The organism is Pseudoalteromonas sp. BSi20439 (assembly GCF_000241165.1).
GTDB lineage: Bacteria > Pseudomonadota > Gammaproteobacteria > Enterobacterales > Alteromonadaceae > Pseudoalteromonas.
In genome coordinates this window covers 21,024-33,503 of sequence record NZ_BADW01000061.1, presented here as the reverse complement: position 1 = coordinate 33,503, position 12,480 = coordinate 21,024, and the positions used below count along the sequence as shown (strand labels likewise).

Here is a 12,480-nt window from a genome sequence, read left to right as displayed (position 1 = left end):
ACATTTCATCGTATAGCGCCTTTTTAAAGCTTTCCCACCATGGTGGAATTGAGTTCAGTGTGCGTACCCAGTTAGTCACACCAAAAATATTGATACCTACTTTGAACTCTTCCGGTTCAAAGGCAAGCGCGGCTGCGGTCATAAAGCCGCCGTAGCTACCACCCATGATGCCGATTTTATCTGCATCGACCCAATCTAGGCTTTGTAAGTGTTTTTTACCGTAGACAATATCTTGTAGATCATCGGTGCCATGTTTTTTATCGTCTAAATGGAAAAATGTTTTACCATAGCCTGAGCTACCGCGGTTATTGACGGCAAAAATAGCATAGCCATGATTAACTAAATGTTGCTGCATTGCGCTATAACCAGTTCGGCTTTGCCCACCTGGGCCGCCATGCACCCAAATAAGTGCAGGTACTTTATTGGTGCTGCTGGCTTGTTTTGGTTTGTATAATACGCCCGGTATTTCTAAATCATCAAAACTTTTAAAGCGCACAATGGTGCTCTCTACTAAGTCGTTTTGATCTATATCTTCACTTAATGTGTTGGTAAGTTGCTTGGCTTCATTACTGCCAACTTGCCAAACAAATAAGTTGCTTGGTGAGGTATCTGAATTTAAATAAAACGCCATGGTTTTCTCATCGCTTGAGAAATTCACACCACGTAGATTTCCCGCAGGTAATTTAGGCATGGCAATTTCATCCGCTGTTTGCGTGTCTTTTACTGTGACCTTTGTGCTGGCATCAGCATTTACACCGCTTACTTGGTAACGCCCAGATTTAGAAAAGTAAATAAAGCTAACGTCCCAATTATCTTTTAGTGCAGGGCTATGTTCGCCTGTGGCTAACTCATAACGCCATACCTGTGAAAACTCTCCTTTAGCGTCTGTTGAGTAGTATAAATATTTGCTGTCTACAGAGAAGGTTTCAGGCGTATATTGTGCTGGGGTATCGTGTTTAGAAATTAACTGTGGCTTGAGGGTTTTCTTATAGGTATCAAGAATAAACGTATCGCTGTCTTTATTGGTATTATTTTTAGACAGTGCAATGTAGCGTCCATCGGGGCTAATTGCGCCCACATCTAGTCCTTGTGTGTTTTGATAAACGGGCGTGACTTTATAGGTTTTGCTATCTACACGATACAAGTCCATAAACTTGGCATCGCGTTGATTACTGGTAATAAAAAACTGACTGCCATCTTTAGTAAAGCCTGCAAAACTCGCGCGGGTTTCTTCCCCTGGAGTTAAATCTTTGATTGAACCATCAACTTCACGCACATAAACATGGTAGCGCTCATTACCGCCTGAGTCCTTGGTAAATAGTACACGCTCATCATTTGGGAAATAGCGAATAGGGTAGGTGCTGTCTTCAAAATTGGTTAGGCGCGTTTTGCTACCTGTTTTTACATCGACTTCATAGAGGCTATAGATACCGCTTTCATCGCTACTAACTAGAACTTTATCGCCAGTCGGGGAAAAGCTACTGCCCATGATAGATGTTGTATCAAAAAAGGTTTTAGCGTTATAGGTTTTTACTTGTTGTGTTTGCTCAGTTGCCACAGGGGTAGAGGCTGAATTATTAGATTGACTGCAACCTGTTAATGCAATTGATACTGCACAGGTAATACAGGCAAATTTGAGGGCTTTTTTCATAGATACATTCCTTGGATTATAATTATAGACTTTTAGTGTTAACCGAACATTTTTTAAACGCAAGTAATTAGCCTATTCGAACTGCAATAAAGTGTTACAAACCATGTAGCCCACGAAAATAGAAAACCAGTTATAATTCACTTTCAAAATCAGGGAGTATTTATGATAGAAGTCATTGGGTTACATAAACAGTTTGCTGAAAACATATTGTACAGTGGCTATAGTGTGCAGTTTTGTGCACCTAAAATATGCATTGAAGCGCCTAATGGCCAAGGTAAAACAACGTTGTTGATGATGTTGGCAGAGCTCGAAACGCGCCAAAGTGGGCAGATTTTATTTTCTAAAAAAGCATTAACCGAACCGCATAAACAAGTTGCTATAGCCTCAGACTGTATTGCTTTACCTGACTTTCTTACGGCAAAGCAAATTATTAACTTGTCCGTGAATACGCTGGGTTGTGATTGGCCAACGACAATAATAGATGGATTTTATTTTAATGAATTTTTAAATACACGGTTTGATGCGCTATCGTCAGGTAACCAAAAAAAATGCCAGTTAATTTTAGCGCTGATGCGTGATGCACCGTATTTACTATTAGATGAACCCAGCGCAGCACTTGATCAAGCCAGTATTCAGTATTTATTAGTACTGCTTGATGAATATCTAATAGATAAGCCAAATGGGCAAATAGTCATCACTTGCCATGAACCAGCGCCATTTATTGAGCGTGGCTTTGAGTGTATACCGTTATGATTGCAAATTTAAAACAATCAATCGGGCAATATCGCTCCTTTATGGATTATCGTTATCAGGCTTACAAAACTGAACTCACGCAATTATTGTTGCAACTTAAAAACTTTGGCTTGTTATTTCTAGTGGTACTTGGCTCTGCCATGCTTGGTATGATTTTACTGTTGTTTTTAGGGCTGGGAAAAATTATCGATAGCAGCGATGCACCGCAGTATGGTGCGCAGATGGCTTGGCTGTATTTGCTGTTGCAAAGTGTCATGTTGAGCGCAATGAAATCTGCGATAAAAAACACCGCTCAACGTGCCTTTCAACAAACATTGGTGAAGCGGTATTGGCTTGGTTTTATGGATATAAAGCTTTTACTTTTAAGCAATGGCTGGTTGATTGCGAGCCTCATTATCGCGATTGATCTTAGTGTGAGTCAGTGGCTTAGAGTGCCGCACTTCTGGTTGTTTTTACTATTGCAATTTGTGCTCGGCATTTTATGTTTATACAAGCCAATAGCGCTGGTTTATGGCTTTTTGTTATCCGCAATTTGGGCAACGTTACCGCTTGATGTCAGTTCATTGCTTTATCATAGCGGCTTTGTTCTGTTGTTTGCGCTAAGCACCTTGATGGTCCCTTTTAATGCTACAGCTAAGCTAAAGTTGAATTCACTTACAGGCTTTTGGCTGTTATTTTTTATGCATAATAGCTGGGCTTTGATATGGCGAGGAGCTTTATTACTATGTGTATTTATGGCATCCAAGGTGTTGTTACAAGAGCGCGCTGATTTAGCTGCTATATTCAGTATTTTGTCACTTGCCTTTGTGGTGTTATTTAGTAGCTCACTACAATTTGATTGTCGTCACCTATATCAGCAGTACAGTGTGTTTTTTAACATGCAGAATAAGCAAACAGCATTCTTTGTTAGCTTATTTATTCCTAGCTTAATTGTATTATTACTCGCACTGGTTGGTTTTGTGGTTTTATTTAATCAAGCAAATTGCTTGTTGCTAGTAATAGGGGTTATTTGGTGTTTACTACAACAGGCCTTAGCGCAAAAAAAACCAGCGCATTATGCGCTGGTTTGGATGGTTATAACAGGTGTGTTGCTTAGCTTTTATTAGTAAAGTTAAGCAGCATCTGCCTTTTTAGATTTCGCTTTGCTATTACGCGCTGCTTTGCCGGCAAGTAAATCTGCAGGGTCAAAGTCATCAACGTTAATCACATCTAGACGTGCTTTCTCAACTGCAGCGAGCTTATCGGCTTCTGCTTGGCTTAAAATACCCGCTTCTAAACCCATTTGCGCCACTTTATCAAGCTGGAAGAATGGCAGCTTTACGCCTTTCTCTTTACATACACGCTCAAACAATGGCTCTACTTCTAGAACGTCTTTAAGCGTTTGCTCTTGACGGCCCACAAGGTTAAGCGGTTCGTTTGTAAGGTATACATAGCTTGCTAAACGATTACGTGTTTCGCTAGGAACTTGTAACAACTGCGCTAGTTTGTGCTCAAGTTTGTCGGTAGGTTTACGAACCGGACGACCAAACGGGAATAACAATACTTTTAAAACACCACGTAGTGGAGCCGACGGCATGTTATTGATTAAATCAGCAAGTGCACGCTGGCAGTGGTAAAGGTGATCCTGACAGCTCCATTGAACCAATGCAAAATCTTCTTTTTTACGGCCTTCGTCGTTGTAACGTTTTAGCGTTGCAGATACTAAGTAAAGGTAACTTAATAAGTCGCCTAAACGTGCTGAAATACGTTCTTTACGTTTAAGAGAACCACCAAATACCGCCATGCTAATGTCTGACATAAGTGCAAGTGATGCACTAAAGCGAGACGCAATACGGTAAAACTCTGCAGTTTCGTCTTTGTATGGCACGCTAGTAAAGCGAGCGCCAGTAAGCGCAAGCCACTTAGTACGTACAAGGTTAGACATGGTAAAGCCAATGTGACCCATTAGCGCTTTATCAAATACGTTAAGCGCTTCTTCGCGGTCTTCAATTTCACACGCACCTAGCTCGGTAAGTACAAATGGATGACAGCGAATTGCACCTTGACCATAAATAATCATATTACGGGTCAAGATGTTTGCACCTTCAACGGTAATGGCAATAGGTGCACCTTGATAGCCACGACCCAAATAGTTATTTGGCCCAAGCATGATCCCTTTACCGCCTAGCACGTCCATTGCATGAATGGTTGAATCGCGCATTTGCTCGGTAAGGTGGTACTTAATAATCGCCGACACAACGGATGGCTTCTCGCCTAAATCAACCGCACCTGTTGACATACTAACAGCAGCGTCTGAGCTGTAAGCATAACCAGCAAGCTTCGCCATTGATTCTTCAACCCCTTCCATTTTACCAATAGGTAAACGGAATTGACGACGAATACGGCTATAAGCACCTGTTGCTACTGCAATCATTTTAATGCCACCGGCTGAGTTTGACGGCAATGTAATTGCACGACCAACCGATAAACATTCAACTAGCATACGCCAGCCTTGACCAGCCATTTCTGGGCCGCCAATAATGTAATCAAGTGGAACGAAAATATCTTTACCGCGAGTAGGGCCATTTTGGAACGGCACATTAAGCGGGAAGTGACGACGACCAATTTCTACCCCTGGGGTATCTGTTGGAATAAGCGCACAGGTAATGCCAGGCTCTTTAACATCACTTAATAATCCATCTGGATCTTGTAATTTAAATGCTAGGCCAAGTACCGTAGCCACAGGCGCAAGCGTAATGTAACGTTTGTTCCATGTAAGGCTTACACCCACCACTTCTTCGCCATTCCATTGCCCTTTACATACTACACCGTAGTCTGGAATTGAGCTTGCATCAGAACCCGCCTCTGGCGAGGTAAGTGCAAAACATGGAATTTCTTGACCGCTTGCTAAACGCGGTAAGTAATGATTTTTTTGATCTTCAGTACCATAGTGCTGTAATAACTCACCCGGACCTAACGAGTTAGGTACACCAACAATTGACGAAAGCAATGTTGATTTACTGGTTAGCTTTTGCAGTACACACGATTGTGCAAATGCAGAGAATTCTAAGCCGCCGTATTCCTTTTTAATGATCATGGCAAAGAATTTATTATCTTTTAGATATTGCCATACATCCTGAGGTAGATCGGTAAGCTCATGCGTTGCTTCCCAATCGTCCAGCATGCTACACACTACTTCAACAGGGCCGTCGATAAATGCCTGCTCTTCAATAGTGAGTTTTGGAACCGGGTATTGGTGAAGCTTTTTCCAATCTGGATTACCACAAAATAAATCCGCTTCCCACCACGTAGTACCCGCATCGATTGCTGACTTTTCGGTGTCAGACATGCTTGGTGTTACTTTTTTAAAGATAGTGAAAATAGGTTTGATAATGTATTGCTGGCGAATACCAGTAACAGAAAGAGGCACTGCGATGATTAAAAAGATCACCCAGCTAATTAAACCAAAAGCACCGGCAAAGGTACCAATTAATAATGTTGCGGCAGAAACACCAAGTGCTGTGTTCCAACTCGCTCTGTGGTAAAGCGCAATGCTGAGCAGTGCGATTAAACCGAGTGTAAATATGAGTGTCATTGCTAATTCCTTAATAGAGGTCAGACCACCTCGTTTAGAGTAGCGCTAGTAACGCTAAGTTTCAAGTACATTACTTAGATTAAAGTGTAGTTATCGGTACGATTATTACAATGCGTTGTATGTTATACGAACAGTTTGGCTGTAATCGTTTATTTCGGCTTATCATAAAAAATATAAGCGTTAAAAAAATCAATTAATCTAGTAGTAATATAAGTTTAATTAAGTAAATATACTTATGATAATCAGTGTACGCTTATTAAAAATAGAACGATATTCTATGTTTAGCTTTTTAAAGGTTTATTTATTTTATGTGTGAATTACTTGGCATGTCAGCCAATGTGCCAACGGATATTTGTTTTAGTTTTTCAGGGTTGTTGGAGCGTGGTGGAAATACGGGGCCGCACAAAGACGGCTGGGGCATTACTTTTTATGAAGGTAAAGGCTGCAGAACCTTTAAAGATCCAGAGCCAAGTTACCAGTCAGAAATAGCAAAGCTGGTAAAAGCGTACCCAATTAAAAGTGTATCGGTTATTAGCCATATTCGCCAAGGAAACCGTGGTCGGGTATGTCTTGAAAATACCCATCCGTTTACTCGAGAGTTGTGGGGGCGCGAAATAACCTATGCACATAATGGGCAGCTTTCAAATTATCACGATTTAAAAACAGAGTATTATCGCCCAGTGGGTAACACCGACAGCGAGCTGGCATTTTGTTGGTTGCTCGACAAAATTCGTGAAAAATACCCAAAGCGTCCAAATAATATGGCGTCGGTATTTAGATATGCCGCTAAGCTTTCGCATACATTGCGTGAAAAGGGCGTATTTAATATGTTATTGACCGATGGTGTATTTGTTTTAGCGTATTGCACTAATAACTTACACTATATAACGCGCCGTGCGCCATTTGGTAAAGCTACATTGATTGATGCCGACATGGTGGTCGACTTTCAACAAGAAACCACGCCAAACGATGTAGTGACGGTTATAGCCACAAGGCCTTTGACGAATGATGAGCGCTGGCAAAAAATGCAGCCAGGAGAGTTTGCGTTATTTAAAATGGGTGAATTAATGTAGGTTGGTAGAGTAAAACGAAACCCAGCTTAAAGTTTTAAATTTAAGTATTAAAATGAAAAGCCCAAGTTATGGTCGTCACACTTGGGCCTTTCACCTTGTAAGCAATTTACTCTGGTGTTATTTCGTTTTTAACTTGTGCAGGTAGAGCCGATGGGTTGATCACGGTAAACGATTTCATCTGCACTTCAAACTGCTCAACACCTTTTTCACCTTTCCACATGCGCACTAACATGTAATCCATTTCTGGGGCAAACCAGGCTAAAGCTTGGCGTTTATCGTTATCGTATAAGCGTTTAACTTTTACTGCTTCTACATTACCTATAGGCAAAGAAATCATTTCGGTTTCTACCACTTCAAAGTCGTAGTCACGGCAATTACCTTTTTTATCAACTAACGGAAACGAGAAACTAGTTTTGCCTTTTTTAAGGCCTTCACGAACTTGTACTTGATAAGAAATACCATCTTGGAATTTATCTTCCCATTGGCATTTTAACGGGTAATCGCTGGTGTTACTGGTAACCGTTTTGGTTTGACGGTCAAAGTTAATTTCATACTTTTTGTCAGGCCCTGTGCCTGTGCGGATCATAGCGTATTTAATAGGCTCTACTTTATCATTAATAAAGCTAAAGGTTGATGATTCTTGACGTGAGTCAGAGAAAATCATCCATTCAATATCGCTGTGATAGGTGACTTGATAGTTATCATTGTCGAGTTTTTTAAGCGTCCGCTCGGCTGTACCATGATTTGCGCCTTTGCGCAAAATATCGTAGCTGGCTTGATACTGGGTTAACTCACCTGCAACCAGGCTGGTAGGCAGTAATAAAGTGCCCGCACAAAATAGCCAGGCACTTAATTTTTTATTTTGGGTAGTGCGCGCCGTGTGCAGGAAGTTGTTTTTCGTCAAGAACTGCATAATCTGCTTCCATCGTAAGTCGTTGTTCACTGAACCACTTGACCACCAAAGGATAAATTATGTGCTCTTGTGCATGCACACGTTTAGCGAGTGTATCTGCAGTATCGTCTGCTAATACAGGCACCTTGGCTTGGAGAATAACGGGCCCGCCGTCTAATTCTTCAGTAACAAAGTGAACACTAACGCCGTGAACGTCGTCTTTTGCATCAATTGCTCTTTGGTGGGTATTCAGCCCCTGGTACTTAGGCAACAAAGATGGATGAATGTTCAACATTTTTCCAACATATTTTTGCACTAAGCTAGGAGTTAGAATACGCATAAACCCAGCTAATACAACTAGATTTGGTTCAAAAGAGTCAATTATATGCATTAACTGGGCATCGTATGCTTCGCGGGAGTCAAACTCTTTATGACTCAGTACTTGCGTTGCAATGCCTGCATTTTTTGCACGCTCTAACCCATATGCGTCTGCTTTATTACTAATAACAGCCGCAATATGAGCGTTTATCTCGCCGCTTTCACAGGCATCAATAATGGCTTGTAAATTTGAGCCACTGCCTGAGATCAAAACTACTAGACGAGTGGGTGCCATTACGCAGCACCACCTACAATTTCAACTTGCTCTTCGCCTGCAACCGCATCTTGAATTTCACCAAGGTGCCATGCATTCTCGCCAAGATCTTTTAAAATGTTTAAGCTGTTTTCAAGTTGATCAGCAGGTACAACTAACACCATGCCCACACCACAGTTAAATGTACGGTACATTTCATGAGTGGTAATGTTGCCATTTTCTTGTAACCAGCTAAACACAGAAGGCCATTGCCAGCTATCACCTTTAACAACCGCTTTTGCAGATTCAGGTAATACGCGTGGGATATTTTCCCAAAAGCCGCCACCAGTAATATGCGAAAGAGCATGCACATCTACTTGCTTGAATAACTCAAGTAATGGTTTAACGTAAATGCGTGTTGGTTCTAAAAGATGCTCACCTAAGGTTTTGCCATCAATCACTTGGTTAGTATCAGCGTTAGACACTTCTAATACTTTACGAATTAAAGAGAAACCATTTGAATGAGGACCGCTAGAAGCAAGGGCAATTAGCTGATCGCCTGCGGCTACTTTAGTACCATCAATAATTTTAGATTTTTCTACTACACCGGTACAAAAGCCTGCCATGTCGTAGTCTTCACCATCATACATACCTGGCATTTCAGCTGTTTCACCACCAATTAGGGCACAACCTGAAATTTCACAACCTTTACCAATACCGGTTACTACGTCGGCTGCTGTGTCTACATCTAGTTTACCCGTTGCATAGTAATCTAGAAAAAACAGGGGTTCAGCGCCTTGTACTATTAAATCATTTACACACATCGCAACTAAGTCGATACCTACGGTATCGTGCTTTTTAAGGTCAATTGCTAAACGTAACTTAGTGCCAACACCGTCGGTGCCTGCTACAAGTACGGGTTGCTTATAACCTTCAGGAATTTCGCAAAGTGCGCCAAAACCACCAATTCCGCCCATCACTTCAGGACGACGAGTTTTTTTAACTACGCCTTTAATACGCTCAACAAGTGCATTACCAGCGTCGATATCTACGCCCGCGTCTTTATAGCTTAGAGACTGTTTTTGTTCGCTCACAGGTTTTCCTCAAAATAGTTGTTTTGATGCTTACTTAGAAACGCGCATATTTTACAACAATTGCAAGGGCGCGGCTAGTTGAAATCTGGATTTGATTTTAAAGACAAGGACACTTGTCCGCTAATTGCTGTATTAGTAAACAAAAAAGCGCCCAACGGCGCTTTTTTAATAATAAAATAAACCTTAATATCGCAATTAGGCTTTAGCTGTGAGTATTGCTCTAAGTGGAGCTGGGTAGCCTTCAATGGTTTTACTGGTGTCATTGGGGTCTAAAAAATCAACTAAAGATTCGTTTTCCATCCAGTCAGTTTTACGTTGCTCGTCGAGCGTTGTAATAGCACAATCTTTAATTTGCACGTCTTTAAAGCCAACACGTTCCATCCACAGTTTTAATGCCGCTGTGCTTGGAATAAACCATACATTACGCATTTTTGCGTAGCGGTCGGTCGGTACCAATACAGTGTTTTCATCACCTTCAATAACTAAAGTTTCAAGTACCAGCTCACCACCAGGGCGAAGCTGTGCTTTTAATTGCGCTAAAAAGTCGATAGGTGAGCGACGATGATAAAGTACGCCCATTGAAAATACTGTATCAAATGCTTTAAGCTCAGGCAGAGCTTCTACACCTAATGGTAATAAATGCACGTTTTCATCTGGGTTAAAGTGTTTAATTGCCTGAAATTGGCATAAAAATAAGTCAGATGGGTCAATACCCACTACAAACTGTGCGCCTTCACCGCGCATACGCCACAAGTGATACCCCGAACCACAACCAATATCTAATACGGTACGGCCTTTTAATGGCTCAATATGCGGCAGGAGTCGATCCCATTTCCAGTCACTGCGCCATTCAGTATCAATGTTGATGCCGTGCACATTAAAGGGGCCTTTACGCCAAGGCATCATTCGTTTTAATAAATGCGTGGTTTGCTTTTGCTCGCCTTCAGTCATTTCGCCAGGCGCACCTATTGCTACTTGGCTGACAATATCAACTTGGTTTGTTGATACCACAGGTAAGTTTTTCAGTACTTTTTGCCATTGAGGTAAATCGCCATGGCTGGCCTCTTGTTGCCAATGCTTTAGTTGCGCAGGCAAGGTTTCTAGCCAGTGGCTAAGTGGGCTTTGTGCAATCGCAGCGTAAAATTGGTTAAACCATGCAGACATGTGTCACTCTCTAAATTATTTAATTGCTACCATTGAGCAAAAATTAAAACATTGATACCACACTTGCGTTTGGCTAAAACCAATGTCTCTTAAACGTTGTGTATGGGTGCTAAGTGTATCGGGGCGCATTACGTTTTCAATGGCGGTACGCTTTTGGCTTATTTCAAGCTCAGAGTAGCCATTATGACGTTTAAAGTCGTGGTGCAAGTCTATTAGTAAGTTATCGCATTGCTCGTTTTCGGCTTTAATTTTTTCACTTAATAGCAAAACGCCACCGGGCTTTAAATTAGCGTATATTTTTTCAAGCACCGCTTTGCGCTGCGCTGGTGGAATAAACTGCAGAGTAAAATTCATCGCCACTACCGATGCATTTTGAATATCAAGCTCGTTAATATCACCCAAGGTAACCGTTACAGGAACGTCTGATCTAAACCCCTGTAAATGTACCTTACAACGCTCCACCATGGCTTGTGAGTTATCTACAGCAATAATATGACAGCTATCAGTTTGAATATTACGGCGCATACTTAGGGTAACCGCCCCTAACGAGCAGCCTAGGTCATACAAATTTGAATTTGGCTGAGCATACTCGCCCGCTAATTTTCCCATGGTACTCACAATGGTGGCATAACCGGGTACCGAGCGTTGGATCATGTCGGGAAATACTTCAACCACGTTTTGATCAAAACTAAAGTCTTTTACTTGTTGCTCAGAGGCATAAATACTGTCTTTTATACTCACGAAGGCAGTCTCTTTGAAAATAATAGTGCTATTTTAACATTTTATGCTGGATAGTCAGTGATAAATTCAGTAGCTTGACTAGAATTATGAAGAATAAGTATAAAAGAGATTATTAAATGAGCAAAAGTAAGGTTATTAGCACCGACGATATATTAGCAACATTATGCCACTCAGTAACGGGTGTACTTTCATCAGCCAGCGGCAACGAGATCAGCTATTCAGCCATGGTACAAAAAATTACCCGCACCTGTATGCGACCAGACATAGGTTGTTTTGTTTTATTTGACGGGGGCTTTACCGGCTTAGTTGTTACCAACTTTACGGCGCAAGCGGCCATGGAAATTTATGGCGATTACATGCGTAACATGGGTATGCCAGAAGACGAAATTGCACACAGCCACTTATCTGATGACGTTTCAAACGTGATGGGCGAGTTGATGAACCAAATAGTGGGCGACTTCACGTCAAAAGTGCGTGAACAGTTGCATACCTCTATTACTCAAAATCAGCCAAAAATGATGGCCATTAACAAGCAAGTGCAAATATCGGTCGATACCACAATGGATCGCCCGCAAGCACGTCGCGTAACGTTTACTACCCGCAATCAAAATATCTTCTATTTAGAATTAGCGATGGATAAAACAGAGTTTATTAAACTTCACGACTTTGACATTGTAGAAGCGATAGACCCAGACGATATTATCGAAAATGAAGCTAAGCAAAAAGCGGATAAAGAAAAAGCGAAACAGCCAAAGCAAGATGATAGCGACGACGACTTTATGGCCGAACTAGGGCTTTAATTGTAAGTTGGGTGGAGTGAAACGAAACTCAACGAGCTTTTGAGCTGTCAGTTTGTAGCTATCAGTAAATTTTAAAAAACGCGATTTAGTATCGCGTTTTTTGTTTTTTAATAAAATATTAATAAGTGTCCTAAGTTTCAGATATATTTAGGGTTGAAAGGAGTTAT

At 41.3% G+C, this 12,480-nt stretch carries 11 protein-coding genes; 4 read left to right on the top strand and 7 right to left on the bottom strand.

Annotated features, from left to right (window positions below):
* The coding region (locus tag P20439_RS05865; protein ID WP_036933019.1) for an alpha/beta fold hydrolase at positions 1–1,651 on the bottom strand (1,651 nt) is incomplete at its 3' end.
* A gap of 162 nt (positions 1,652–1,813) precedes the next feature.
* On the opposite strand from P20439_RS05865, the gene P20439_RS05860 reads away from it, so the two are divergent.
* Positions 1,814–2,404, top strand: coding sequence for an ATP-binding cassette domain-containing protein (locus P20439_RS05860; protein WP_008111728.1), 591 nt, complete (start codon positions 1,814–1,816; stop codon positions 2,402–2,404).
* Positions 2,401–3,510 (top strand): DUF6136 family protein, encoded by a 1,110-nt coding sequence (locus P20439_RS05855; protein ID WP_008111726.1) that lies wholly within the window; start codon positions 2,401–2,403, stop codon positions 3,508–3,510. Before P20439_RS05860 ends, P20439_RS05855 begins: the two co-directional genes overlap by 4 nt.
* A gap of 5 nt (positions 3,511–3,515) precedes the next feature.
* On the opposite strand, the gene fadE is transcribed toward P20439_RS05855, so the two are convergent.
* Positions 3,516–5,978 (bottom strand): acyl-CoA dehydrogenase FadE, encoded by a 2,463-nt coding sequence (fadE, locus tag P20439_RS05850; protein ID WP_008111724.1) that lies wholly within the window; start codon positions 5,976–5,978, stop codon positions 3,516–3,518.
* Between the two features lie 308 nt (positions 5,979–6,286).
* Here fadE and P20439_RS05845 point away from each other — a divergent pair, with 308 nt between their 5' ends.
* Positions 6,287–7,051 carry a class II glutamine amidotransferase gene (locus tag P20439_RS05845; RefSeq protein WP_008465236.1) on the top strand — a complete coding sequence of 255 codons (765 nt, stop codon included), beginning with the start codon at positions 6,287–6,289 and terminating at the stop codon, positions 7,049–7,051.
* A 106-nt stretch (positions 7,052–7,157) separates the two neighbouring features.
* Here the strand turns inward: P20439_RS05845 and P20439_RS05840 are convergent, their stop codons facing one another.
* The 5 genes from P20439_RS05840 to cmoA form a co-directional block, all read right to left on the bottom strand.
* Positions 7,158–7,955, bottom strand: coding sequence for a DUF3108 domain-containing protein (locus P20439_RS05840; RefSeq protein ID WP_008465234.1), 798 nt, complete (start codon positions 7,953–7,955; stop codon positions 7,158–7,160).
* Positions 7,909–8,556: a phosphoribosylglycinamide formyltransferase gene (gene purN, locus P20439_RS05835; RefSeq protein WP_008111647.1), complete on the bottom strand. Its 648-nt coding sequence runs from the start codon at positions 8,554–8,556 to the stop codon at positions 7,909–7,911. Before purN ends, P20439_RS05840 begins: the two co-directional genes overlap by 47 nt.
* Positions 8,556–9,608, bottom strand: coding sequence for a phosphoribosylformylglycinamidine cyclo-ligase (purM, locus tag P20439_RS05830; protein ID WP_008111645.1), 1,053 nt, complete (start codon positions 9,606–9,608; stop codon positions 8,556–8,558). Before purM ends, purN begins: the two co-directional genes overlap by 1 nt.
* A 195-nt stretch (positions 9,609–9,803) precedes the next feature.
* Positions 9,804–10,772: a tRNA 5-methoxyuridine(34)/uridine 5-oxyacetic acid(34) synthase CmoB gene (gene cmoB, locus P20439_RS05825; RefSeq protein ID WP_008465232.1), complete on the bottom strand. Its 969-nt coding sequence runs from the start codon at positions 10,770–10,772 to the stop codon at positions 9,804–9,806.
* Positions 10,773–10,787: 15 nt separating this feature from the next.
* The gene (cmoA, locus tag P20439_RS05820; RefSeq protein ID WP_008465229.1) at positions 10,788–11,513 is read right to left on the bottom strand and encodes a carboxy-S-adenosyl-L-methionine synthase CmoA; all 726 of its coding nucleotides are present in this window, start codon (positions 11,511–11,513) and stop codon (positions 10,788–10,790) included.
* 116 nt (positions 11,514–11,629) lie between these two features.
* Here cmoA and P20439_RS05815 point away from each other — a divergent pair, with 116 nt between their 5' ends.
* Positions 11,630–12,313: a DUF3334 family protein gene (locus P20439_RS05815; protein ID WP_008111638.1), complete on the top strand. Its 684-nt coding sequence runs from the start codon at positions 11,630–11,632 to the stop codon at positions 12,311–12,313.
* Positions 12,314–12,480: the final 167 nt, after the last annotated feature.